Origin of the sequence: Bradyrhizobium sp. AZCC 1578 (assembly GCF_036924675.1) — a bacterium.
Taxonomy (GTDB): Bacteria; Pseudomonadota; Alphaproteobacteria; order Rhizobiales; family Xanthobacteraceae; genus Bradyrhizobium.
In genome coordinates this window covers 2,706,046-2,730,097 of the sequence record NZ_JAZHRZ010000001.1, presented here as the reverse complement: position 1 = coordinate 2,730,097, position 24,052 = coordinate 2,706,046, and the positions used below count along the sequence as shown (strand labels likewise).

Here is a 24,052-nt window from a genome sequence, read left to right as displayed (position 1 = left end):
CAAGCATGCCGAACGGGTGATGTTTTACCCTATTACATCCCGAGCCTTGCCCCGGCGCAAGGGCGAGTTGGGCGCATTTGGCCGCATCGCAGTGCCGGCCGATCTTGGGCGGCGCGCGCGTATTTCGCCGCGTGACAAGTGTAGGTCCGGGTACTAAGTCTGTTTGAAACAACATTTAATTCGCCGGGAGGCGGCAATGATTCCCAACGCCCATCGGATGTTCAACTTCGATCTTGGCGAGACTGCGGACGCCATTCGCGAGACCGTGCATGCGTTTTCGCAAAACGAGATCGCCCCGCGCGCCGCCGAGATCGACCGCAGCAATCAGTTCCCGCGCGATCTCTGGCCCAGGATCGGCGCGCTCGGCCTGCACGGCATCACGGTGGAAGAGGAATATGGCGGCGCCGGTCTCGGTTATCTTGAGCACTGCATCGCACTGGAAGAAATGTCGCGGGCGTCCGCCTCCGTCGGCCTGTCCTATGGCGCCCATTCCAACCTCTGCGTCAACCAGATCCGCCGCAACGGCAATGAGGCGCAGAAGCGGAAGTATCTGCCGAAACTGATCTCGGGCGAACATGTCGGCTCGCTCGCGATGTCGGAGCCGGGCGCGGGCTCGGACGTGGTCTCGATGAAGACCCGCGCCGAAAAGAAGGGCGACCGCTTTGTGCTGAACGGCAACAAGATGTGGATCACCAACGGCCCCGAGGCGGACACGCTGGTGGTCTACGCCAAGACCGACGCCAGCGCCGGCCCGCGCGGCATCACCGCCTTCATCATCGAAAAGGGCATGAAGGGATTTTCCACCGCGCAGAAACTCGACAAGCTCGGCATGCGCGGCTCCGATACCTGCGAACTCTTGTTCGAGGATTGCGAGGTGCCGGAGGAGAATGTACTCAGCGAGGTCGGCCGCGGCGCCAACGTCTTGATGAGCGGCCTCGACTATGAGCGCGCGGTGCTGGCGGCGGGCCCGATCGGCATCATGCAGGCCTGCATGGACGTGGTGCTGCCTTACGTGCACGAGCGCAAGCAGTTCGGCGAGCCGATCGGCAGCTTCCAACTGGTGCAGGGCAAGATAGCCGACATGTACACCACGATGAACGCCTCGCGTGCCTATGTCTATGCGGTGGCCAAAGCCTGCGACCGCGGCGAGACCACGCGCGAGGACGCCGCCGGTGCGATCCTCTACGCCGCGGAGAAGGCGACGCAGTGCGCGCTCGACGCCATCCAGCTCCTTGGCGGCAACGGCTATATCAACGACTATCCGACCGGGCGGCTGTTGCGCGACGCCAAACTTTATGAGATCGGCGCCGGCACCAGCGAAATCCGCCGCATGCTGATCGGGCGGGAGCTGTTCGAAAAGACGGCGTAGCTCTTGCTCCTTCTCCCCGCTCTTGCGGGGAGAAGGTTGGGATGAGGAGCTCTCTCAACGCACGTGGTCCCAGTGTGGCGCGACGGCTCCGCCCAGCCTCAAACCCCGCAAGCTTCAATGCATGTGTGGGAGCTGGGTCACACAACAACCGGCAAATCTGTGGTTTGATCCGCTACCGTTCGCGTTGGAGTTGAACCATGAACCAGATGAGCTGGCCGCCGCAGGTGCCGCCACCGCAGCCCTTGCCCGTGCCGCCGCCAATGCCGGTGGCGTTTTCCGGCAGCCGCGGCGAATTCTTTGATCTGGTCAAACGCGGCGCCGGGCTGGAATTCGTCACCCTCGGCTTCTACCGGTTTTGGCTGCTCACCGACATCCGCCGCCATCTCTGGGCCAACACCCATGTCGATGGCGACGCCGCAGAATATACCGGCCGCGGCAAGGAATTGCTGATCGGATTTCTGGTCGCGCTCGCGATCCTGGTGCCGGTCTATCTCGGCTATTTTCTGGTCGGCCTCGAGGCCGAGCATATCCAGGCGTTTGCCAGTATTCCGCTGGTCGCGTTCTTCTATGTGTTCGGGCAGTTTGCGATCTACCGCGCGCGCCGTTACCGGCTGACGCGCACGGTGTGGCGCGGCCTGCGGTTCTGGATGACCGGCTCGGGCTGGATCTATGCCTTGCAGGCGACACTGTGGGGCCTGTTGTCGGCGGTGACGCTCGGGCTGGCGCTGCCGTGGCGCTCGGCCGCGCTCGAACGCTACAAGATGCGCCACACCTTCTACGGCGACCTGCAGGGCAGTTTTGAGGGGCGCGGCTGGGAGTTTTTCAAGCGCGGCTGGTGGCTGTGGCTGCTGGCGCCCGTCGCCATGATGGTGTATCCGCTCGCGCCGTTTATCTACGGGGCCTTCAAGGCGATCGAATGGCGCTGGTGGCTGTCGGGCATCCGGTTCGGCGGCGTGCGTGTGGAATCGTCGTTGCCCAAGAGCGCGCTGATCGGCCTGTACTGGAAAGTCATCGGCTGGATCGTGGTGCTCGGATTGGTGTTCTCGGCCTACCTGGCGCTGGCGGCGGTATTGGTCGCCAGCATGAGCGCCGATTCATTCAGCGAATTTTTCAAGTCGCAGGAATTCGCGAGCAGCATTCCGCTTCTGGCGCTCGCCGGTATCGGCTATCTTGCCTTCGCGCTGGCGATGAATATCGTGATCCGGGTCTATCTGTTGCGTGATCTCTGGGTCAGGGTGCTCGGATCGATCAATGTCAGCGGTATCGAGACAGCCGCCAACGTTTCGGCGCGCGGCGGAATGGCCAACGCGCTGGGCGAAGGATTCGCCGACGGCCTCGATGTCGGCGGCTTCTAAGGCTTCAGAGTCCTGATGGTCATGGATAGCGATACACCAACGCCTGCAAAATCGACCACGCTCGGTTCGGCGACCTATTTCGACGGAACGTCGAGCCGGCGGCGCATGGTGACGCTCCGCCTTGCCGACCGGCTCGCAATCGACGAGGGCGAACAAGCGTTGGCGGCGTGGGCCTACGCCGACATCCGCCGCGCCGACAGTCCGGCCGGTGTGCTGCGCCTGAGCTGCTTGACCGCGCCCGCGCTGGCGCGACTTGAACTTCGCGACAAGGAGCTTGCCAACGAGCTGGTGTCGCGCTGCACCAACATCGATGACCACATGATCGGCCGCCGCGGCGTTGCCGCCATCGTCGGCTGGTCGCTCGCGGCCGCGGCGTCGATCGTCGCCGTGGTGCTGTTCGGACTTCCACTCGCGGCCGATCGCCTCACGCCGCTGGTGCCCGAAGCGTTCGAACGGCGGCTCGGCGATGTCGCAGACAGCCAGGTCAAGACGATGTTCGATGCCAAGGTGTGCGACAATGCCGCCGGGCAGAAGGCCTTCACAAAACTCGTCACCGCGCTTCGCGAATCCGCGGGCCTTGACACCTCGGTGCAGTCGGGCGTGCTGTCGAGCTCGTTGCCGAATGCCTTCGCGCTGCCGGGCGGCAAGGTCTATCTGTTCAACGGATTGTTGGCGAAGGCCGAGAACGCCGACGAGATTGCGGGCGTGCTGGCCCATGAGCTTGGCCATCTCAAGCATCGCGACAGCATGCGCGCAATGATTCACAACGGCGGCACGTCGTTCCTGATCGGATTGTTGTTCGGCGATATCACGGGATCCAGCGCGCTCATCTTCGGCTCGCGCACGCTGGTGACGTCGTCGCATTCACGCGAAGCCGAGAACGACGCCGACAGTTTTGCGATCGACGTCATGCACCGGCTCGGCCGGCCGGCGAAGCCGACCGGGGAATTGCTGCTTCGGGTCACTGGAAAGGAAGGCAAGGGCCTCTCCATCATCTCCACCCATCCCTTGAGCGAGGACCGGCTGGCACGGATGAGCCGGCAAGACCCGCCGGCCAGCGGCCCGCCACTGTTGACATCAGAGGAATGGCGATCGCTGAAATCGATCTGCGACGGCAAATCCTGACCCGCTCTGGCCTACCTGCGGGCGCTCTTCCGTGATCTCGCCGCTTCGATCGGTGCGGGCGCCGCACCGGCCGGCTTCAAGTCCCATACCGCCTGCATGGCCGAGAAGGCCTGCGAGATCATCGGCTCGTGGCGCCGCGACGTCAGGCAGGCGAAACCGAGATCGCAGGTCAGCGCCACCTTGTCGGCAATCACGAAATTCCGTTTGCTCATGACGCGGTCGAGCACGCTGTCGCGGGCGAGACCGAGGCCATTGCCACCTTCGACAAGATCGATCATGGCTTCTTCCTGATCGGCGAAGCCGATGCGCTTCGGCGATGAGCCGATCGGCCGGAACACGTCGTCGAGCAGCCTCCGCTGCGCCGAGTCATGCGGCGTTCCGATCCAGGGCAGGTCGACGAGATCGGCCCAGCCCTTGCCTAGGACCTTGCCGCTCCATTGGCGAGGGGCGATCACGCGGTAGTCGAAGCGCGTCAGCGCCATGAGCTGGAACTTGCCATCGTCGATGGTGCGTTCGGACAGCATCCCTGACGTAAGCAATCCGGCTGGTGTGGTGTCGATGTAGTATCCCACGTCGAGCTCGCCTCTGCCGATCTGCGCCAGCACGTCCTCGGCCATGCCGTAGCGCAAGAAGACTTCGGTCTTCTTCGAGGAGATGGCGAGGCTTCGCACGAACGGACCGAGCCGGATCGACTCGGGGTCGAGGATCGTGCCGACGCGCAGCGTGCCCCGCAGCGATTCGCGCAAGGAATCCGCCGCGGTCCTGAAATCGGCCGACGCCGAGACCGTCCGATGTGCCAGCGGCAGCAGGGCGGCACCCGCCTCCGTCAGGGTAAAGCCGCCCGGCGTCCGGTTGAAAAGCTGCAAGCCGGTGCTCTCCTCCAGGCCCTTCAATTGCAGGCTGACGGCAGGCTGGGTCAGGTGCAGGAGGGTGGCCGCACGCGAAACCGTGCCTTCGCGGGCCACGGTGATGAAGCAGCGCAGAGCCTGGATCCGCGGCAGGTCGTTCATTTGAGAGACTTATAGCAAGCACCCATGACCCCCATTAGACAGGATTTGCTCTTGGAAGTCACAACCTTTCATCAATAAAACTTGGCGTTGTCATTGGAAAAAAGGTGGATAGCCCCGATTTGGGGGCCGAGACGGAATCGGAGCGCGGCCGGTCACTGCGGCAAGTTGTTGACCTTTCGTACCCAGGTGCGCACGTCGGCCAGCACGTCCGGCAGCAGCGCCTTGACCTCCTGAACGGTCATGCCGGGCTTGATCCGGGGATCGTAGAGAAGGTTGAGGAGGTATTGGTCGTAGATATCGAAATAGCCCCTCGACACATTGTCGTTGAACATGGTCCAGGGCACGGTCGAGGTATCGTTGATCGGCCCGAGCGACTGCAGCAATTCCTCATAGGCGCAGTCGAAGAAGACGAAGTCGCCATTGTCGACGGTGAGGATCACGTCGGAATGCTCGATTTCGAATTTCTCGTTCTTGCGAAAGCCGGACAGGCATTGCGGGTCGAGCGAAGAGCGAATCTGGCGCGCCCGCTCGCTGCCGTAGAAGGTCGCGATAGTGCGCTGGAGATCGCGGTCGCGCACCAGCTTGACCTGCACGTTGGCGTCTTCGCTGGTTTCGACCATGGCGATGTTGAGGTGCTGAACATGCGCGGCGATGTCGGCAACGATCTTCGCAAGCTGCGCCTTGCGGTCGGCGCGCGTGCCGTCGGCGAACACCCGCACCGGCCTGTCATATTTGCGGATGCGGTCGACGCGGCCGGCGAGATGATATTCGGCGCCGAAGGCGATCTTCAGAAAGCCCTCGACGATCTCGCTGTCGGTGAAGATCTTTTTCTCGGTGCGCTGACGCTGCGCGATGGCGGGAATATCGGCGAAGGCCGTGCACGGCATGAAGGTTTCGCCGAGTGACGCGGCGCACAGAGCAGCCGCTAGCATCCGTACATACAGGAATCGGCGGGGCGTGCGCATTCCAACAACGCTGCAGCAATTGGCGCGCGCGTGCAAGGCTTGAAAGGCTCGATCACACGCTTGCGCGCATGACACCCAATTCCGGGATGGCGATAGCCTAATTTCTCACGATAACCGGCGTGCCGATGCGGACGCGGCTATAGAGGTCGGTCACGTCCTCATTGGTCATGCGGAAGCAGCCGGACGAGACCGCCTGTCCGATCGTCTCGGGCTCGTTGGAGCCGTGGATGCGGTACAGCGTCGATCCCAGATACATCGCCCGGGCGCCGAGCGGATTGTCGATGCCGCCGGCCATGTGGCGCGGCAGATCCGGCCGGCGCCGGAGCATCTGAGCCGGCGGCGTCCAGCTCGGCCATTCCTTCTTCGCGCTGATGCGGTGGGTTCCGCCCCAGCGGAAGCCGTCCCGGCCGACGCCAATGCCGTAGCGGATCGCCTGGCCGTTGCCGAGAATGAGATAGAGCCGGCGCTCGGCGGTGTTGATGTAGATCGTGCCGGGCGCGTAACCGCCGGGAAAATACACGGTCGTGCGCGGGATCGGGCTCGCTCCGCTGGGCATGCCGGGTCGGAAGAAACCGGGGCCGCCGCCCATGATGTCGCGCGAGTCTTCAAAGAAAAAGAGATTTTGGGCCTGCGCGTGACCGGTCCCCACCAGCATCGTGATTGCTGCAAACAGCAAAGCAAAAGCCCGGATCATTTTTCTCCCTCGCGAAAAAATCTGAATATGCAGGTTGAGACAGGCCATAATTGCGGCGGTCGTGCAAGCAACGAGCCTGTGACCACAGCCATTTTCAGACGCCGCGGTTAAAAAAGGCAACACGCTGGAATCGATGGCTGCATTGTTCCGCTAAACCTTTGACGAAACGTGCGAACAATGTTTGATCGTTAGCGGTTCTTAAGAACAAAGCGCGAAGGGGAATGAGACCATGAACGGTGCGGAAAGTCTGGTGCGGACATTGGTCGCGGGCGGGGTGGACGTCTGCTTCACCAATCCCGGCACCTCGGAGATGCATTTCGTCGCCGCACTGGACCGGGTCGAGGGGATGCGCTGCGTGCTCGGCCTGTTCGAGGGCGTGGTGACGGGAGCTGCCGACGGCTATTACCGCATGAAGGGCACGCCGGCCTCGACGCTGTTGCATCTCGGGCCCGGTCTTGCCAACGGTCTTGCCAATTTGCACAACGCCAAGAAGGCCAATTCCGGCATCGTCAACATCGTCGGCCAGCACGCGACCTACCACATCGGCTACAACGCCCCGCTGACGTCAGACATCGAAGGGTTGGCGCGGCCGATGTCGTCCTGGGTGCGGACCTCGCCGGATGCCAAATCCGTTGCCGCCGATGGCGCGGCCGCGATCGCCGCCGCCAGGAGTTCGCCGCCGCAGATTGCCACGCTGATCCTGCCCGCCGACACTGCCTGGAACGAGGCCGACGGCATCGCGCTGGCGCCGGCGGAAAGCCAGCGCGCCAATTATTCCGCACAGGCCGTCGACAATGCCGCCAAGGTTTTGCGCAACGGCGGCGCGTCGACGCTGTTGCTGATGACCGGCAGCGCGCTGACCGAGCAGGGGTTGGCGCTGGCTGCCCAGATCGCGGGCAAGACCGGCTGCAAGGTGATGGGCCAGACCTACAATCCGCGCATGGCGCGCGGTCGGGGCCGGTTCGCGATCGACCGCATCCCTTACGTGATCGAGCAGGCGCTGCCGATACTGAAGGATTTCAAGAACATCGTACTGGTCGAGGCCAACGACCCCGTGGCGTTCTTCGCCTATCCGAACAAGCCGAGCATGCTGAAGCCGCAGGGCTGCGAGGTCCACCGCATGACCACCGGCGCGGAAAATTCCGTTGCCGCGCTGGAAGCGCTGGCTGGCGCACTGCACGCGCACCCGCAGGACCGGCAGCCGCAAAAGATGGTCGAAATCGCCAAACCGACCGGTGCGCTGACGCACGCCTCGATCGCGCAGGCGATTGCGATGGCGATCCCGGAAAACGCCATCGTGGTCGATGAATCCATCACCACCGGCCGCGGCTTCTTTCCGCCGACGGCCGCTGCCGCCCCGCACGACTGGCTGCAGAACATGGGTGGCTCGATCGGCTTCTCGACCCCGGTCGCGACCGGTGCCGCGGTGGCATGCCCGGATCGCAAGGTGATCTGCATGGTCGGCGACGGCAGCGCGATGTACACGCTGCAATCGCTGTGGACGCAGGCGCGCGAAGGCCTCAACGTCGTCACGATCGTATTCGCCAATAAGATCTACCAGATTCTTCGCGGCGAATTCGACGGCGTCGGCGCCGGCGAGCCGGGGCAGCGCGCGCAGGATATGCTCAAGATCGATCGTCCCGACCTCGACTTCGTGGCGCTTGCCAAGGGCATGGGCGTGCCGGGCCGCGCGGTCGCCAATGCCGACGACTTCAACAAGGCGCTGGCGGAAGCCGTGGCCGAACCGGGGCCGCGGCTGATCGAAGTGCAGATGTAGGGAACGACCATCGAAAGTTTTGAGCTAGCCGGAATGCCGCAATTATGAAATCGTCATTGCGAGCGTAGCGAAGCAATCCAGAAAGCCAGGAAACAAGACTGGATTGCTTCGTCGCTTCGCTCCTCGCAATGACGGTGCGGAGGCCAGATGCAGACTGAACTGGAGAAGGTCGTCACCGCACTTCGCGAGTTTTATGCATGCGAAACCTTCCTGCTCGAACGGGATGTCGGCGAGCGCGCGCTGACGCACCGGCTGGCGGTGCAGTTCGAAAAGCACTTCCCGGGCTGGGAGGTCGATTGCGAATACGACCGGCTCGGCGACCGTACGCTGCGGCTGCCGCACGGATCCACCGTCTCGACCGACGATCACCTCGCAAAATCCATCTATCCCGACATCGTGGTGCACCAGCGCGTCATTCCCAACAATCTGCTCGCGGTCGAGGTGCGCAAATCGGCCAATCACCAGCCGCTCGAACATGACCAGCACAAGCTGCGCGCGCTGACCGATCCGCACTTGTGGTTCGCCTACTGGATCGGCGTGCTGCTGACGCTGGGCAAGACCCACGTCGCGATGTCGGAGGTCTATACCAGCGGCGTTCTCGACCAGGCCCTGTCCGGCTGGTTCGCGCAGCGACTGAAGGATGCAGGGCTAAGCGCAGGTTGAAGTCCGCGAAGGGAGATTTTTGATGACGCTCAGTCGATCGATCCTGACCATCGCATTTGTCGCCGTCGCACAGCACGCTCTGGTGCAGCAGGCCGCTGCGCAAGCTTCCGCGCCCGATCTGGAAGCCATTCTGGCCCATCCCAAAATCGCCAAGACGCTCGACGACATCAAGGCTGACGACGAGCGGACCTTCACCGAGCAGAAGCGCATCACCGAAATTCCGGCGCCGCCGTTCAAGGAAAAAGTCCGTGCCGAATATTTTCAGAACCGGATGCAGGAGCTCGGCTTCAAGAATGCGTCGATCGACGCCGAAGGCAATGTGATCGCGCTACGCAAGGGCAGTGGCGGTGGCCGGCCCAAGCTCGTGGTTTCCGCGCATCTCGACACGGTGTTTCCCGAAGGCACCGACGTCACGGTGAAGGAAAAGGACGGCGCGATCGTAGCGCCAGGCATCGGCGACGATTCACGCGGTCTTGCGACATTGCTGTCGTTGATCAAGGTGATGAACGAAAACGCGATCGCGACCGTCGGCGACATCCTGTTCGTCGGCACCGTCGGCGAGGAAGAGCTCGGCAATCTGCGCGGCGTGAAGGCGCTGTTCCGCGATCACGCCGATATCGACGGCTTCATCTCGATCGACGGGCTCGGCATCACCCGCGTCGTCAACCAGGCGACCGGCAGCCATCGCTACGAGTTCATCTTCAAGGGCCCGGGCGGGCACTCGTTCCAGGAGTTCGGACTGCCGAGCGCGACGCATGCGATGGGCCGGGCGATCGCGAAAATTTCCGAGCTGCAGCCGCCGTCAGATCCCAAGACCACGTTTACCGTCGGCACCGTGACCGGAGGTACCTCGGTCAACGCCATCGCCGCAGAAGCGCGGATGGCCGTCGACATGCGCTCGAATTCGACCGAGGAACTGCTCAAGCTCGAGGCCCGGCTGCTCGAACTCGTGAAGGAAGCGGTGGCGGATGAGAACGCGCGCTGGAAGTCCGACAAGATGACGGTCGAGGCAAAACTGATCGGCGACCGGCCGGCGGGCATTGTCGCGATGGATTCGCCGATCGTGCAGGCGACCCAGCGCGCGGTCTCCGCGGTCACCAAGGGGCCGCGGCCGACCTTTGCCGGCTCGTCCACCGATTCCAACATCGCGATGTCGCTCGGCATCCCTGCCGTCACCATTGGCGGCGGCGGCGAGGGCGGCAACTGGCACTCGCGCAACGAATGGTACAAGCCAACCAACGCCTGGTACGGCCCGCAGAACGCCCTGTTGACCGTCCTGATACTGACCGGGCTCGACGGCGTGACCAAACCGGCGCTTGCAGTGCGAAACGCTGTGAAATAGCGGCCGAACTGTCCCCAGCACCGTTAACCATGCCCCCGATTGGACAAATTGTCGGCCAATTGCGGCCAAAGCGGTAACGGAACATCGTTCCCCAGTAGTTCTACGTGCGTAGGGGATGTGGCATGGCGTACAGGATCGTGGCGGAACGCAAGGACGAGACCGTCAGGATGGACCGAAGCAGCATGCTGGTGGCGGTCGCCAAAGCGCGGGTCTGGGCCAGCGAGGGATGGAAGGTCACCATCATCGTCGGCGACGAAAACGAGGTCGCACCGGCCGACGCGCGCCGGCTTTCCTTCGTCTGATCGAAGATTCGTGGCCGTCTCTCCGACGGCCTACAAATTGAGTGGAACCGGGAACCCGGGCCGACGTTACACCTGCGGGCAGGCTTTTTGGAGCAATGCCATGCGGTGGCGGTCTGCATCCACAGGCGCCGACGAGATGCGCGGCACCAGCGATAATGAGTTCTCTTACGCAACCGGATGGACCATCAGCGGACTAGCGACGCTGGGCACCATCGTGGCGATATGGGTGCTCGGGATCTGACTTAGGCTATCTCTGTGCGACCCGCGTGCTGCCGGTCACGAGGAAGCCTGCCTTGTCCGGTTAACAGGACGCACCATCGTCGGCGCTGCAGCATCACGTAGTTGATCTCCTGAACCAGAACGAAAAAAAGACCGCCCCTTGGGCGGTCTTTTTTTCGTTGTTCTGAGAGAAGGGCTGGCGGGTCATGCCCGAGCAAATGGATTACGCCGTCGATAGGCGCAGACCCCGATGCCCGCCAAGGCAACGATCATCATCATCCAGGTCGACGGTTCAAATACCGAGAGACGTGCTCGATCTGACTGCCGAGCGGCTTCACATCAATGGCCGATCGTTCGTCGCCACGCGGCGGATTTTACTGGTTCGCACGCCGTGTGCCGGATCTTGCCGGATTGCGTGAATCGGAAATGCGTTCTCATGATCCTTCCGTCGTAACCGCGATAATCCAGTGCAATGCCGTCCACCTCCGGGATCAACACGTCAATGGCGAACGCGTTGTTTCCCGCCTTGGCGAGTCGTGGCCGCCAATATCGCTCCATGTCCGATCGGCCATTGAATCGGCCGTCCTCACAGCATTCGACGGTGGCGGCATCGTCATACAAGTCCAATAGCGCATCGAGGCGTCGCTGCTTACAGGCGTCGATCCAGCCAACGACAACATCGATCGCATCGAAGCGATTATTCGCATTTGTCATGTCAGATCCTCCTTCGAATAATTAACGGCAAAGCAAATGAACACGTTGTGAACCAGGCGTTCAGATGCGGTTGGGGGTTCCGCACACCGAAGCATCGGCCGCTCCTAAACGCATTTTCGCCAAACTGTTATCGGCTTCTGACTGCGGGGCAGGACCGTTAAATCGGAGTTCTGCATGCTCAAACAAATTCTTGTTGCGTCTGTCCTTGTTGTAACCGGGTCGATCGCTTCGGAAGCCCGTCCTTCCCGTACCGCTCAAATACCCGAATGCAATGTGACGATGCCTTGCGACTTCTCGTTTTCGCAACCCCGTCGTGAGCGGATTAGTTCTTACACACATCAAGCGACCGCACAGAGTTACCGTCGCGAATTGGCGGGCGTGAGTGTCGATCGCGGTCAAACGGTCGGCGGTCGTCCGGCCGGTTGTCCCCGCTCGTTCTGCGGCTGCGGCGCGTCTATACGTGTTTTCGGCCGGATCGTGCCTGGTCTAAATCTCGCATCCAACTGGCTGCGCTTTCCACGAACATCGCCAGCACCCGGAATGGTCGCTGCGCGGCGTGGGCACGTTTTCGTTCTAGAGCGACATGTCGAAGGTGATACGTGGATGGCATACGATGCAAACTCGGGCGGCCGCGCAACGAGAATCCATGCACGCTCGTTACGGGGGTACACGGTTGTTAACCCGCATGCTGCTTGAATAGTGGTTCAATCCCCTGTGAAATCCGATAGCGCGGTTGTGCCAGAATTGGCGCAGCCGCGCTGGCTAAAACGAAAAGGTCCTGGAACGAGTAATCGGCGCCATTTAATTCATTGGGATTGGCATTTGGCCGAACTTGATATCGACGCGATCGTCGCCACGCTAAATGCGGCTGCACTGGATCCCGCGGCGCCATAGCGCGATAGGAACGAAAATCTGCGAGCCGCATTGGACCGTGTGTCGCACATCCCCGATGCGACATTAACTGAAAGGACCTCAGCGCCGCCGCTGGGGCCCTTTCTGCTGATGGCCTGCAACAAGGGCTCCGCTGCGAACGCGGGACGCGCCTTTAAAACGCCCGGCGCCGCGGCGGCGGACCGGCTTGCGGGTGGCGCGCACGGGTGAGCTCGGAAATAGCGATCAGCGCGGCGCCCGCGATGATGGTGATGGCCGCCATCACAAGAAGGGTTGTAAGCATGGTTCGCTCCCGGAAAGTGCCGCCACCACGACGCCCCGAGAATCGAGTTCCGGCAAGACGGGCAAACTACGGGCCGCGGCTTATTGGCGAAAGCAAGCAGCCTGCTCGATGAGTCTGCTGCCGGGCAGACGGCGATCCGGCACGGGATTTCAATGGCCCTCGTGAACGAGGACCACGGGCATGCCAACACGACGACGCATCAAGCATGAGAAGACCTTCGAAGAGCGGCTGGCGGAAGAGGCCAAGCGCTTCAGAGAGGCGGCAAGGGAGGCACAGCCCGGCATGGCCCGGGAACTGCTCTTGCGGCGGGCGCGACAGATGGAAGCCGCATCTCGGCTAAACGAATGGCTCCGCTCGCCCGGCATGAGGGCGCCGGAGTAAGGCCGCCTGGGCTGCGCCTCTCTCTTCCTGTGGCGGCTGCAACGGACGTCTCAAGGGGAACAGGACGTTCTTGACACGGTTGCCCCGTCAGAGGAGGTGCCCATGACCGAAAAGCCCACGCATGAACAGCTCGAGGAATTGAAGAGGCTCAGCCGGGAGGCCCGCGTTCCCGATCAGTCCGAAATCGTGACCTCGAAGGAAGAGGCCGAAATTCGCATCCGCGACCTGAAGGAAAAAGCCCACATCGAATAGGTAAGCCGATTTCGATGCGCCTACACGCGTCACGCTGGTGACGCGGCTATCCGCCGAATAGGCGGGTACCAAAAGACAAAAGCCCCGATTTACGGGGCTTTGGAATGGTGGACGCACAAGGGATCGAACCTTGGACCTCTCCCGTGTGAAGGGAACGCTCTCCCGCTGAGCTATGCGTCCGGGAAATGTGGGCGAAGAATGAGCCCGGTCAGAGCCCGCGATTTACGAAGGACGAGCCCATAGTGTCAAGCGATCAGTCGGGCCGTGACCTCGCGTTTTCGCGCGGGGACGGGGAATTACGCCCCCTGCTGGCGGGCCCGCGAAGCGTGCGACTGCAGCGCGCGGATGCGCTCGGCCAGCGTCCCGCCGCCTTCCGACATGGCGGGGGCGGCACCGGCGACGTCGTTGGCGGGTTTGGCCGGCACTTTCGGCACGGCCGGTTCCGCCGCCAGCATGGCCTCGATCGCCGAATTCGGTCCCTCGAGCTGCATCGCGAGTTTTGCAACTTCGGCCGCGATGTCGTTGATGCGCTCGCGGAGCAGCGCGTTCTCCATGCGCTCGGTCGCCCAGGAGCTTTCGGCCTGCTGCTGGATCGCGTTGATGTCGCGCTGCAGTTTGGCGCGCTCGTCGCGGGCGATGCGAAGCTGCTCTTCCAGAGCCGCCTTCTCGGTGCGCAATTTTTCCACGGTCGGCGACTTGCCGCCGCTCATGCCTGCGATCTCCTCGCGCAGTTCGCGCGCGGTGCGTTCAGCGTTTTCGTTCGCCTGCCGGAGCTGATTGTTCTCGTATTCGCGCTCAGCCAGGATCTTGCCTTGCGTCGCCAGCCGCGCTTCGAGGTCGTTGACGCGGTTGCCGAGCATCTCGGCTTCCTTGACCTGGACGATCAATTGCCGGTCGAGATCGGTGACGCGCTGGCTCAAATTTTCGACACGGCTGCGCGCTTCCGTCAATTCGCGCGTCGCATGCTCGGACTCGGCGCGCTCCTGCGCGAGGCGGGTCTGGGTTGCCGAAAATTCCTTTTCAGCGTCGCCGACGCGGCCCTTCAGTTCCTCGATCTGCGTGCGCACCGTGACCAGCTCGACCTGGCGGCTGTCCGCCATCATCGAACGGTCGTTCAATTCGTGATTGATCCTGGCGAGTTCGGCCTGCTTGTCGGTCAGCGCCTGCTCGGCGTTGCGCAACAGCTCGGTCTTGGCCGCGAATTCCTCTTCGGTGGCGCGTAGCTGCTCCTTCATCGCCTTCTCGCGCGCTTCGAGCGCAAAGATCGTGGCGTTCTTTTCGCCGAGCTCGATCTTCATGCGATTGATCGCATCGCTCTTCTTGCCGAGTTCGGCGAGTTGGCTGGTGGTCTTGTTCTTGAGCTGCTCGACGCTCATTTCGAGCCGCCGCGCCGACATGGCGAATTCCGCGCGCAACTGATCCTTGTCGGCCTGGATTTCGGCCATCGACAGCGGCGTCGCCGCCTCCAGCCGCCGGGTCGTCAGCCGCACCGCGCGGTTATGCACCAGCGGCACGATCATCAGGCCGAACAACATCGAGACCAGAAAACCGATCGCCAGATACATGATCGGCTCGATCATGGATGGTTACTCCACACAGACAGGGAATCGTTAATCACATTGCCACGCCAGCCCGACCCTGCGCCAGCCCGATGCCGCGTTAACCTGAATCCATCCGGGGAGATCCGGGGAGACTTGGCGTCTGTGCTTGAAGCTGGGCTTAGAATGGGTTCCAGGTCGCCCGTGGGGTATATTTGAGATACCCGACATTGGCGCCGAGCCTTAAGCCGATGCCGGAACGGATCGGCACCAGCACGATGTTGTTGGCGGTCAGCGCGGTCATTCCGAAGCCACCGACGATATAGGCGGAGCCGTCGATGCCGACGAAGCGCTGATAGATCGCATTGGTGGCGGGCAGGTTGTAGACCAGCGTCATGGTGCGCGCGCCGTCGCCGCCCCAGTCGAAGCCGACCGACGGCCCCTGCCAGTAGACACGCAAGTCGCCGGCATTCTTGGTGTAGAGCGTGCCTTCGCCGTAGCGCAGGCCCGCCACAAAGGCGCCTGAGCCTTCCTCGCCGAGCACATAGCCATTGGGCAAGCCCCATTGGCTCACCGCCCGTTCGATGACCGAAGCGAGGCCGCGCGAGACGTTGCCGAAGAACTTGTGCCCGGCCGACACCAACTCCTCGGGCCCGAAAGTCTCGGGACCCGGCTGCCGCTGTGGTGGCGGGTAAGGTCCGCCCGGTGGGGGCGGATAAGGCCCTCCCGGCGGCGGCTGCTGCGCAGAAGCTGGCACGGTCCAGCACATCAGCGCGGCGAACGTCACCGCGGCAAGGCGTGAAGCAAACGTCATGAAAGAACCCCTGGCATCGAATTCTGGCCGCCGCCTTAACCTGACGCCAACAAGCATGGCTCTAGGTTGCGCCCAGTGTCCCCTCGACTCGCATGTTATCGGCACCAACTATGACGGCACAACGGCAGGAAAGATACGGTTCGCGCCCCCAAATGGCCGCTTTTGCCTTATTGGCAAGTTTTTTTTGCGTAGCCAGCCTTGATTTCGCCGCGCGCGCCGCGACCACCGAGCGGGTGGTGGTGAACCGCTATTCCGGACTCGCCATCGGAGGCTTCGATCCCGTCGCCTACTTTACGGAATCCATGGCCATCGAGGGCTTACCCGATTTCGAGGCTCGCGAAGCCGGCGCCGTCTGGCGTTTCCGCAACCAGGGCAATCGCGCTTCTTTCGTCGCGCATCCGGATATCTACGGGCCTCAGTTCGGCGGCTATGATCCGGTCGACCTGGGGCGAGGGGTTACCTATGCAGGCAACCCGCGCTTTTGGGTGGTTGCGGGCCAGCGGCTCTATTTGTTCGGCCGCGAGGACAACCGCGATGCGTTCGCCGCCGAACCGGCGCGTTTCGTCGAGGAAGCCACCGCACGTTGGCCGGCGCTCGAGCGAGGGCTAGCGCAGTAGCTTCCATTTGGCCGGCACTGTTCCCGCGGTCGCTGCGCTCGCCCGGGTTACAGGCCCCGCGTTCAGGGCGTCGCCTTCGGATCGCCCCAGGCGATGAATTCGGGAACGATGAAGCCCGTCCGTCCCGTGCCAAATTGCAGGGCGGCGCCGGTTGAATCCGTGATCTTGCCGCCGGCGGCCGCGACGACGGCATGGCCCGCGGCCACGTCCCATTCCGAGACCGGCGACAGCCGGGGATAGATATCGACGGAGCCTTCGGCCACCCGGCCCAATTTGACCGCCGAGCCAAGCTCGCACCGCACGGCCCCCGGTCTTGCGGCAATAAAGGCTTCGGTCCTGGCGTCGCCATGCGAGCGGCTGACCGCCACGGTCCATGGCTGACCGCGCGGCGGGCAGGGGCGGGTACGTATAGGCTCGACGAGCGGCTTGCCCTTGCGGAGCGTCAGCCGCTCCGCGCCGCGTCCGACAATGCCGCGCCAGATCAGCCCGAGCGCAGGTGCGCTGATAATGCCAAGCAGCGGCGTCCTCCGGGTCACCAGCGCCAGGTTGACGGTGAATTCGTTGCGGCCGGCGACGAATTCCTTGGTGCCGTCGAGCGGATCGATCAGGAAGAAGCTTTCCATATAGGGAAACGCGGACGTTTGGACGCGCTCCTCCGAGAGCGCAGGTATTTCGGGCACTACCTGGGCAAGGCCCTGAGCGATGATTCGGTCGGCCGCCAGATCGGCCTCCGTTACCGGCGAGCCGTCGGCCTTGCCGTCGACCTTCATGGCGGAACGGTTGACCGCAAGGATGGCGGCGCCGGCCCGGATCACGATCTCGGTCAGCGGTTCGATCAGCACTGCTGCGGCCTCGCGATCGAGCGCGGGCGGACGTGCCTCATTCATGAGCTCGGCCCATTTGCTGTTCGTCCTGCCTTACCATTGCCGCCCCCTGCTGGCAGCACGGGGCTGCGCAGTGTATCAAACCGATAAGCACGCGTGATTCGTAACGGTCCGCCAGCAATTTGTGACCCGGCGGCTTTCCAGGAACCCATGATGTCTGGCACTTCATCTCCCGGTCCGGCTCCCGATACCCTCGAACTTGCGGCGCTGTTGTGTTCGCGAGTCTGTCACGATCTCATCAGCCCGGTTGGCGCGATCGTCAATGGGCTTGAGGTGCTTGACGACAACCCGAAGCCCGAAGACCGCGATTTCGCGCTTGATCTGATCCGCAAGAGCGCCAAGACCGCCTCCGCACGGTTGCAGTTCTGCCGCCTGGCGTTCGGCGCTGCCGGATCGGCGGGCGCGCAGATCGATCTCGGCGATGCCCAGACCATGGCACGCGGCCACATCGAGGACGGCAAGATCGCCATCACCTGGAATCTGCCGCGGCTGTTGCTGCCGAAGAACCGCGTCAAGCTGCTGTTGAACATGCTGATCATCGCGCAGCAAACGATCCCGCGCGGCGGCACGCTGACGATCGATCCGATCGGCGACGGCGAGACGATGGGTTTTCGCGTCACGTCTTCGGGCCTCAACGCGCGCGTGCCGCAGAACATCGCCAATCTCGTGAGCGCGAGTTCGACGGCGACCGTCGACGCGCATGCGGTGCAGCCTTACTATACGCGGCTGTTGGCGCAGGCCTGCGGGCTGAGCGTGACGCTTGCACCCGACGGGGAAAAAGTGCTCGTTACTGCTTCCTGAGCGCGGCGCAGCGCCGACACGGTTAACCAACGGTTGAAAACAGGCGGCAGAATTCATTTCTGCCGTCTTATCTCTTTGTTGATCCCGTTCTTTTCCATTTGCTCAACCAATATTAAACGCTTTGCATAGAAGCTGGCCCTGTTCCGTAAGGCGCGTCGATGTCGCGTGCCGGTGCGTACGAAGGCCAGTTTCATGGATGATTTGTTGCGGGAGTTCCTGACCGAGACCAGCGAGAGCCTGGATACGGTCGACAATCAGTTGGTGCGGTTCGAGCAGGACCCGAGCGACGCGAAGATTCTGGATAACATCTTCCGCCTGGTCCACACCATCAAGGGCACCTGCGGTTTCCTGGGCCTGCCGCGACTGGAAGCCCTGGCCCATGCCGGCGAGACCTTGATGGGCAAATTCCGCGACGGCATGCCGGTCAAGGCCGAAGCCGTGACGCTGATCCTGTCGAGCATCGACCGCATCAAGGAGATCCTCGCAGGTCTGGAAGCGACCGAGACCGAGCCCGAGGGCACCGACGAAGATCTGATCGAGAAGCTGCATGCGATGGCCGAAGGTGGTCACCATGCGGCGGCAGCGCCGCCCGAGCCCGTGCCCGCGCCCGTCGTGGCGGCGCCGCCGGCTCCACCCGCGATGACCAAGGGCACGCTGGTCGAGCAGGTGCTGGAACGCCCGTTGCGTCCGGGCGAAGTCTCGCTCGACGACCTCGAGCGCGCCTTCCGCGAGACCGCGACCGAAGCCGCGCCGGCACCCGTCGCCAAGGCTGCGCCGGCGCCGGAGGTTAAGGAAGCCAAGGAAACCGCCAAGGAAACGGCGAAGGCAAAGCCGGCCAAGCGCGCCGCCGCCGTCGAAGTCGACGGCGAGGTCGCCGACAAGATCGCCAACCAGTCGATCCGCGTCAACGTCGACACCCTCGAACATCTGATGACGATGGTTTCCGAGCTGGTCTTGACCCGCAACCAGCTCCTGGAAATCTCCCGCCGCAACGAGGACACCGAGTTCAAGGTGCCGCTGCAGCGGCTCTCCAACGTCACCGCCGAGCTGCAGGAAGGCGTCATGAAGACGCGGATGCAGCCGATCGGCAATGCCTGGCAGAAGCTGCCGCGCATCGTGCGCGACCTCTCCGGCGAACTCGGCAAGCAGATCGAACTGGAGATGCACGGCGCCGACACCGAGCTCGACCGCCAGGTGCTCGATTTGATCAAGGATCCGTTGACGCACATGGTGCGCAACTCCGCCGACCACGGCCTGGAGACCCCGGCCGAGCGGCTCGCGGCCGGCAAGGGCGAGCAGGGCACCATTCGGCTCTCCGCCTATCACGAGGGCGGCCACATCATCATCTGCATCGCCGACAATGGCCGCGGGCTGAACACCGAGCGGATCAAGGCCAAAGCGCTGCAGAACGGTCTCGTCACCGAGGCCGAACTGGAGAAGATGACCGAAGCCCAGATCCACAAGTTCATCTTCGCGCCGGGCTTCTCCACCGCCGCCGCCGTCACCTCGGTCTCCGGCCGCGGGGTCGGCATGGACGTGGTGCGCACCAATATCGACCAGATCGGCGGCACCATCGACATCAAGAGCGTGGCCGGCGAAGGCTCTTCCGTCACCATCAAGATCCCGCTGACCCTGGCGATCGTCTCGGCCCTGATCGTGGAAGCCGCCGGCGACCGCTTTGCGATCCCGCAATTGTCGGTGGTCGAGCTGGTGCGCGCCCGCGCCAACTCCGAACACCGCATCGAGCGCATCAAGGACACCGCGGTCTTGCGGTTGCGCAACAAGCTGTTGCCGCTGATGCACCTGAAGAAGCTGTTGAAGATCGACGACGGCTCGTCCAGCGACCCCGAGAACGGCTTCATCGTGGTGACGCAGGTCGGCAGCCAGACCTTCGGCATCGTGGTCGACGGCGTGTTTCACACCGAAGAAATCGTGGTCAAGCCGATGTCGACCAAGCTGCGGCACATCGACATGTTCTCCGGCAACACCATTCTGGGCGATGGCGCCGTGATCATGATCATCGACCCCAACGGGATTGCCAAGGCGCTCGGCGCCTCCGGCGCCTCGGCCCATGAGATGGCCGACGAGGCCTCCGCGGCGCATGCCATGTCCGGCGAGCAGCTCACCTCGCTGCTCGTGTTCCGCGCCGGCTCCTCGCAGCCCAAGGCGGTGCCGCTCGGCCTCGTCACCCGGCTGGAAGAGATCGCCACCGACAAGATCGAGCTCTCCAACGGCCGCTATATGGTGCAGTACCGCGACCAGCTCATGCCCTTGGTGCAGATGGCCGGCGTCACGGTCCAGCGCACCGGCGCGCAGCCGATCCTGGTGTTCGCCGACGACGGCCGCTCGATGGGGCTCGTGGTCGACGAGATCATCGACATCGTCGAGGAGCGGCTGCACATCGAGGTCGCCGGCCAGCAGGACGGCATTCTGGGTTCCGCCGTGATCAAGGGCCAGGCCACCGAGGTGATCGACGTCGGCCACTTCCTGCCGATGGCGTTTGCCGACTGGTTCTCGCGCAAGGAGATGCGGGCCTCCTCGACCGCGCAATCGGTGCTCTTGGTCGACGACTCCGCCTTCTTCCGCAACATGCTGGCGCCGGTCTTGAAAGCCGCCGGCTACAAGGTGCGGGTCGCCGTCAACGCCCAGGAGGGGCTCTCGGCGCTGCGCTCGGGCCAGACCTTCGACGTGGTGCTGACCGACATCGAGATGCCCGACATGAACGGCTTCGAGTTCGCGGAAGTCATCCGCGCCGACAACAATCTGGGCGCGCTGCCGATCATCGCGCTGTCCTCGCTGGTGTCGCCGGCGGCGATCGAGCGCGGGCGGCAGGCCGGCTTCCACGACTACGTCGCCAAGTTCGACCGCCCCGGCCTGATCGCGGCGCTGAAGGAACAGACCGCCGAGACCCGGCGCGCAGCCTAAGCAAGCCTGGCCGGGGCATTAAGGAAGTTAGACCATGACAACCAAGACCGAGACCATCGAGGGCACCGTGGCCGAATACGTCACCGCCGTGATCGGCGGGCAATTGTTCGGCCTGCCGATCTCCCGCGTCCAGGACGTGTTCATGCCGGAACGGCTGACGCGGGTGCCGCTGTCCTCCGCCGAGATCGCCGGCGTGCTCAATCTGCGCGGCCGCATCGTCACCGTGGTCGACATGCGCGCCCGGCTCGGCTTGCCGAAGAACGACGACGGCAAGCCGCCGATGGCGGTCGGCGTCGACTTGCGCGGCGAGTCCTACGGCCTGTTGATCGACCAGATCGGCGAGGTGCTGCGGCTGCCCGACAATGGCCGCGAGGAAAACCCCGTCAACCTCGACCCCCGCTTCGCCAAGCTCGCCGGCGGCGTGCACCGCCTCGACGGCCAGCTCATGGTCGTCCTCGACGTCGATCGCGTTCTCGAAATCATGCCTGACCTGATGGCGGCATGAAAATCCAACCCGGTACGGAAACATCCCTCTTGGGAATTGATGTAAGTGGAGGCCTAAAATGAAAACATGTCTGGTCGTTGATGACTCGAGCGTCATCCGAAAGGTCGCGCGACGTATCCTCGAAGGTCTCGACTTTCAGATCGTCGAGGCCGAGGACGGCGAGAAGGCGCTTGAAGTCTGCAAGCGCGCGATGCCCGAGGCGGTTCTGCTCGACTGGAACATGCCGGTCATGGACGGCTACGAGTTCCTCGGCAATCTGCGCCGTATGCCCGGTGGCGACGCGCCCAAGGTGGTGTTCTGCACTACCGAAAACGACGTCGCACACATTGCGCGTGCGCTGCATGCCGGCGCCAATGAATACATCATGAAGCCGTTCGACAAGGACATCGTCACCGCGAAGTTCCAGGAAGTCGGCTTGATCTGATCTCTATGTGATCCCGGCGGCTCGACGGCCATCGGCGTTGGTTTTGCAAGTGTGCCGCTTGAGTTGGGTCGGGTGAAGTAATGAGTGTTGCGTTAACGAAGTCTCCGCCGCCAATCTCGACAAGGCAAGACAAGCTGCGCGTGATGGTGGTCGACGACTCCGTGGTGATCCGCGGGATGATCTCGCGCTGGATCGGCGCCGAGCCGGACATGGAGGTCTCCGCCTCCCTGCGCACTGGCCTCGACGCCGTCAACCAGATCGATCGCATCAAACCCGATGTCGCCGTGCTCGATATCGAAATGCCGGAGCTCGACGGCATTTCGGCGCTGCCCCAGTTGCTTGCGAAAAAGCGCGACCTCGTCATCATCATGGCGTCGACGCTGACCCGCCGCAATGCGGAGATCAGCTTCAAGGCGCTCTCGCTCGGCGCCGCCGACTACATTCCAAAGCCGGAGAGCACGCGCGAGGCCACCGCTGCCGAGACGTTCCACCACGATCTGATCCAGAAGATTCGCCATCTGGGCGCCAGGGCCCGCCGCCGTGCGTCGCCGGGCGCGAGCCCGGCTCCGGCACCAGCCGAGCGGGTGCGCGAGGTATCCGTTCATCCGGTCGCCGCACCGGTTCCGCAACTGCCATTGGCGCGCCGGCCCTTCAGCATGCTGGCGCCGCGTGTGCTTCTGATCGGCTCGTCGACCGGCGGCCCGCAGGCGCTGATGACGCTGGTCGCCGACATCGGCCCGGTGATCGATCGTTTTCCGGTGCTGATCACCCAGCACATGCCGCCAACCTTCACCACAATTCTCGCCGAGCATCTGGCACGAGCGAGCCGCCGGACGGCGCATGAGGCCGTTGACGGCGAGATCGTCAAGCCCGGCCGGATCTATCTTGCGCCGGGCGGCCGCCACATGCGCGTCGTGCGCCATGGCGCGGACGCCACGATCGCGCTTGACGACGGGCCGCCGGTGAATTTCTGCAAGCCTGCGGTGGACCCGCTGTTCAACTCCGCCATCGACGTCTGGCAGGGCGGCATCATGTCGGTGATTCTGACCGGCATGGGCTCCGACGGCATGCGTGGCGGCAAGGAGATCGTCGCCGCCGGCGGCAGCGTGATTGCCCAGGACGAAGCGACCAGCGTGGTGTGGGGCATGCCGGGCGCGGCCGCCAATGCAGGTATTTGCGCGGCGGTTCTGCCGCTCAATCAGATCGCGCCAAAACTGGTTCGGTTGTTTTCGGGAGATCGTTCGTGACGCCTTCAGACTATGAGTATCTGCGTAAGCTTCTGAAAGAGCGCTCCGGGCTCGATCTTTCGGCCGACAAGCAATATCTGGTCGAAAGCCGGCTGCTGCCGTTGGCCCGCAAGTCCAGCCTGCCGGGCATTTCCCAACTCGTCGAGAAGATGAAGGGCGGGGCCAACACGCTGACGGCGGAGGTGGTCGAGGCGATGACCACCAACGAGACGTTTTTCTTCCGCGACAAGATTCCGTTCGATCATTTGCGGGAAGGGGTCATTCCGGCGCTGGTGCAGGCGCGCGCGGCCCGCCGGTCGTTGCGCATCTGGTGCGCGGCTTCCTCCACCGGGCAGGAACCGTATTCGATCGCGATGTGCCTGAAGGAGGCGGGACCCCTGCTGTCCGGTTGGCGTACCGAGATCGTCGCGACCGACCTGTCGCAGGCGGTGCTGGAAAAATCGAAGGCCGGTATCTTCAGCCAGTTCGAGGTGCAGCGCGGATTGCCGATTGGGTTGCTGGTGAAGTATTTCACCCAGAACGGCGAACTCTGGCAGATCAATGCCGAGATCCGCGGCATGGTGCAGCACCGTCAGCTCAATTTGCTGCAGGACTTCTCCCATCTCGGCGTGTTCGACGTCATCTTCTGCCGCAACGTGCTGATCTATTTCGATCAGAATACCAAGGCTAACATCTTCGAGCGGCTCTCCCGGATGCTGGAGCCCGATGGCGTGCTGGCACTGGGCGCAGCCGAATCGGTGGTCGGCATCACCAACAGCTTCAAGCCCTATCCGGAGCGACGCGGACTTTATCGTCCGAACATCGCACCGGTGATACGGGTGGGGGCGTCGACCCTGGTGCCGCAAACCCTGCGGGCGGTTGCCGCGGCGCGCTGATCTTCTTTACCTCGCCCCGCTCTTCGCGGGGAGAGGTCGGCGCGTAGCGCCAGGTGAGGGGTCGCTCGGCGCGCTCCGGT

At 63.3% G+C, this 24,052-nt stretch carries 25 protein-coding genes, 1 tRNA gene and 1 pseudogene; 17 read left to right on the top strand and 10 right to left on the bottom strand.

Annotated features, from left to right (window positions below):
- Positions 1 to 196 precede the first annotated feature (196 nt).
- From V1290_RS13165 to V1290_RS13155, 3 genes are all read left to right on the top strand, one after another.
- Positions 197 to 1,369, top strand: a complete 1,173-nt coding sequence (locus tag V1290_RS13165; protein WP_334364796.1) for an isovaleryl-CoA dehydrogenase — start codon at positions 197 to 199, stop codon at positions 1,367 to 1,369.
- Positions 1,370 to 1,566: 197 nt separating this feature from the next.
- Positions 1,567 to 2,724, top strand: coding sequence for a DUF898 family protein (locus V1290_RS13160; protein ID WP_334364795.1), 1,158 nt, complete (start codon positions 1,567 to 1,569; stop codon positions 2,722 to 2,724).
- 21 nt (positions 2,725 to 2,745) lie between these two features.
- Positions 2,746 to 3,849 (top strand): M48 family metallopeptidase, encoded by a 1,104-nt coding sequence (locus tag V1290_RS13155; RefSeq protein WP_334364794.1) that lies wholly within the window; start codon positions 2,746 to 2,748, stop codon positions 3,847 to 3,849.
- Between the two features lie 11 nt (positions 3,850 to 3,860).
- On the opposite strand, the gene V1290_RS13150 is transcribed toward V1290_RS13155, so the two are convergent.
- The 3 genes from V1290_RS13150 to V1290_RS13140 form a co-directional block, all read right to left on the bottom strand.
- Positions 3,861 to 4,859: a LysR family transcriptional regulator gene (locus V1290_RS13150; protein ID WP_334364793.1), complete on the bottom strand. Its 999-nt coding sequence runs from the start codon at positions 4,857 to 4,859 to the stop codon at positions 3,861 to 3,863.
- 152 nt (positions 4,860 to 5,011) lie between these two features.
- Entirely contained in the window at positions 5,012 to 5,746 is a 735-nt protein-coding gene (locus tag V1290_RS13145; protein WP_334364792.1) for a DUF2927 domain-containing protein, read from the bottom strand.
- A gap of 175 nt (positions 5,747 to 5,921) precedes the next feature.
- The gene (locus tag V1290_RS13140; protein WP_334364791.1) at positions 5,922 to 6,518 is read right to left on the bottom strand and encodes a L,D-transpeptidase; all 597 of its coding nucleotides are present in this window, start codon (positions 6,516 to 6,518) and stop codon (positions 5,922 to 5,924) included.
- Between the two features lie 229 nt (positions 6,519 to 6,747).
- Between V1290_RS13140 and V1290_RS13135 the strand changes: the two genes are divergently transcribed.
- From V1290_RS13135 to V1290_RS13115, 5 genes are all read left to right on the top strand, one after another.
- Positions 6,748 to 8,295, top strand: a complete 1,548-nt coding sequence (locus V1290_RS13135) for an acetolactate synthase large subunit (RefSeq protein ID WP_334364790.1) — start codon at positions 6,748 to 6,750, stop codon at positions 8,293 to 8,295.
- Positions 8,296 to 8,442: 147 nt separating this feature from the next.
- Positions 8,443 to 8,958, top strand: coding sequence for a hypothetical protein (locus V1290_RS13130; protein WP_334364789.1), 516 nt, complete (start codon positions 8,443 to 8,445; stop codon positions 8,956 to 8,958).
- Positions 8,959 to 8,980: 22 nt separating this feature from the next.
- Positions 8,981 to 10,300: a M20/M25/M40 family metallo-hydrolase gene (locus tag V1290_RS13125; protein WP_334364788.1), complete on the top strand. Its 1,320-nt coding sequence runs from the start codon at positions 8,981 to 8,983 to the stop codon at positions 10,298 to 10,300.
- A 122-nt stretch (positions 10,301 to 10,422) separates the two neighbouring features.
- A complete protein-coding gene (locus V1290_RS13120) occupies positions 10,423 to 10,602 on the top strand; it encodes a hypothetical protein (RefSeq protein ID WP_156433882.1) in 180 nt (59 codons plus the stop codon).
- 100 nt (positions 10,603 to 10,702) lie between these two features.
- A complete protein-coding gene (locus V1290_RS13115) occupies positions 10,703 to 10,843 on the top strand; it encodes a hypothetical protein (protein ID WP_334369288.1) in 141 nt (46 codons plus the stop codon).
- A gap of 182 nt (positions 10,844 to 11,025) precedes the next feature.
- Here the strand turns inward: V1290_RS13115 and V1290_RS36510 are convergent.
- The 3 genes and pseudogenes from V1290_RS36510 to V1290_RS13105 form a co-directional block, all read right to left on the bottom strand.
- Positions 11,026 to 11,112, bottom strand: a pseudogene (locus tag V1290_RS36510) (hypothetical protein); the annotation flags it as partial.
- Between the two features lie 48 nt (positions 11,113 to 11,160).
- Complete coding sequence (locus tag V1290_RS13110) at positions 11,161 to 11,535, bottom strand: nuclear transport factor 2 family protein (RefSeq protein WP_334364787.1); 375 nt, start codon at positions 11,533 to 11,535, stop codon at positions 11,161 to 11,163.
- Between the two features lie 1,045 nt (positions 11,536 to 12,580).
- Positions 12,581 to 12,709 carry a hypothetical protein gene (locus tag V1290_RS13105; RefSeq protein ID WP_334364786.1) on the bottom strand — a complete coding sequence of 43 codons (129 nt, stop codon included), beginning with the start codon at positions 12,707 to 12,709 and terminating at the stop codon, positions 12,581 to 12,583.
- Positions 12,710 to 12,889: 180 nt separating this feature from the next.
- On the opposite strand from V1290_RS13105, the gene V1290_RS13100 reads away from it, so the two are divergent.
- Both V1290_RS13100 and V1290_RS13095 read left to right on the top strand, forming a co-directional pair.
- On the top strand, positions 12,890 to 13,090 hold the full coding sequence (locus V1290_RS13100; protein WP_028351264.1) for a hypothetical protein: 201 nt from the start codon (positions 12,890 to 12,892) through the stop codon (positions 13,088 to 13,090).
- Between the two features lie 102 nt (positions 13,091 to 13,192).
- Positions 13,193 to 13,342 (top strand): hypothetical protein, encoded by a 150-nt coding sequence (locus tag V1290_RS13095; RefSeq protein WP_334364785.1) that lies wholly within the window; start codon positions 13,193 to 13,195, stop codon positions 13,340 to 13,342.
- Between the two features lie 105 nt (positions 13,343 to 13,447).
- On the opposite strand, the gene V1290_RS13090 is transcribed toward V1290_RS13095, so the two are convergent.
- The 3 genes from V1290_RS13090 to V1290_RS13080 form a co-directional block, all read right to left on the bottom strand.
- Positions 13,448 to 13,522, bottom strand: a tRNA-Val gene (locus V1290_RS13090).
- A gap of 116 nt (positions 13,523 to 13,638) precedes the next feature.
- On the bottom strand, positions 13,639 to 14,922 hold the full coding sequence (locus tag V1290_RS13085; protein WP_334364784.1) for a hypothetical protein: 1,284 nt from the start codon (positions 14,920 to 14,922) through the stop codon (positions 13,639 to 13,641).
- Positions 14,923 to 15,061: 139 nt separating this feature from the next.
- Positions 15,062 to 15,694 (bottom strand): DUF1134 domain-containing protein, encoded by a 633-nt coding sequence (locus V1290_RS13080; RefSeq protein WP_334364783.1) that lies wholly within the window; start codon positions 15,692 to 15,694, stop codon positions 15,062 to 15,064.
- Positions 15,695 to 15,846: 152 nt separating this feature from the next.
- Between V1290_RS13080 and V1290_RS13075 the strand changes: the two genes are divergently transcribed.
- Complete coding sequence (locus V1290_RS13075; protein WP_334364782.1) at positions 15,847 to 16,311, top strand: YHS domain-containing (seleno)protein; 465 nt, start codon at positions 15,847 to 15,849, stop codon at positions 16,309 to 16,311.
- Positions 16,312 to 16,373: 62 nt separating this feature from the next.
- Here the strand turns inward: V1290_RS13075 and V1290_RS13070 are convergent, their stop codons facing one another.
- Positions 16,374 to 17,198, bottom strand: a complete 825-nt coding sequence (locus tag V1290_RS13070) for a 3'(2'),5'-bisphosphate nucleotidase CysQ family protein (RefSeq protein ID WP_334364781.1) — start codon at positions 17,196 to 17,198, stop codon at positions 16,374 to 16,376.
- A gap of 150 nt (positions 17,199 to 17,348) precedes the next feature.
- Here V1290_RS13070 and chpT point away from each other — a divergent pair, with 150 nt between their 5' ends.
- From chpT to V1290_RS13040, 6 genes are all read left to right on the top strand, one after another.
- Positions 17,349 to 17,996 (top strand): histidine phosphotransferase ChpT, encoded by a 648-nt coding sequence (gene chpT / locus V1290_RS13065; RefSeq protein WP_334364780.1) that lies wholly within the window; start codon positions 17,349 to 17,351, stop codon positions 17,994 to 17,996.
- A 192-nt stretch (positions 17,997 to 18,188) separates the two neighbouring features.
- The gene (locus V1290_RS13060) at positions 18,189 to 20,921 is read left to right on the top strand and encodes a hybrid sensor histidine kinase/response regulator (protein ID WP_334364779.1); all 2,733 of its coding nucleotides are present in this window, start codon (positions 18,189 to 18,191) and stop codon (positions 20,919 to 20,921) included.
- A gap of 34 nt (positions 20,922 to 20,955) precedes the next feature.
- Positions 20,956 to 21,426, top strand: coding sequence for a chemotaxis protein CheW (locus tag V1290_RS13055; protein ID WP_334364778.1), 471 nt, complete (start codon positions 20,956 to 20,958; stop codon positions 21,424 to 21,426).
- Between the two features lie 58 nt (positions 21,427 to 21,484).
- Positions 21,485 to 21,850: a response regulator gene (locus tag V1290_RS13050; protein ID WP_028347253.1), complete on the top strand. Its 366-nt coding sequence runs from the start codon at positions 21,485 to 21,487 to the stop codon at positions 21,848 to 21,850.
- Positions 21,851 to 21,930: 80 nt separating this feature from the next.
- Positions 21,931 to 23,097 carry a protein-glutamate methylesterase/protein-glutamine glutaminase gene (locus V1290_RS13045; RefSeq protein ID WP_334364777.1) on the top strand — a complete coding sequence of 389 codons (1,167 nt, stop codon included), beginning with the start codon at positions 21,931 to 21,933 and terminating at the stop codon, positions 23,095 to 23,097.
- Positions 23,094 to 23,972 (top strand): CheR family methyltransferase, encoded by an 879-nt coding sequence (locus V1290_RS13040; protein ID WP_334364776.1) that lies wholly within the window; start codon positions 23,094 to 23,096, stop codon positions 23,970 to 23,972. Before V1290_RS13045 ends, V1290_RS13040 begins: the two co-directional genes overlap by 4 nt.
- The last annotated feature ends 80 nt before the right edge of the window (positions 23,973 to 24,052 follow it).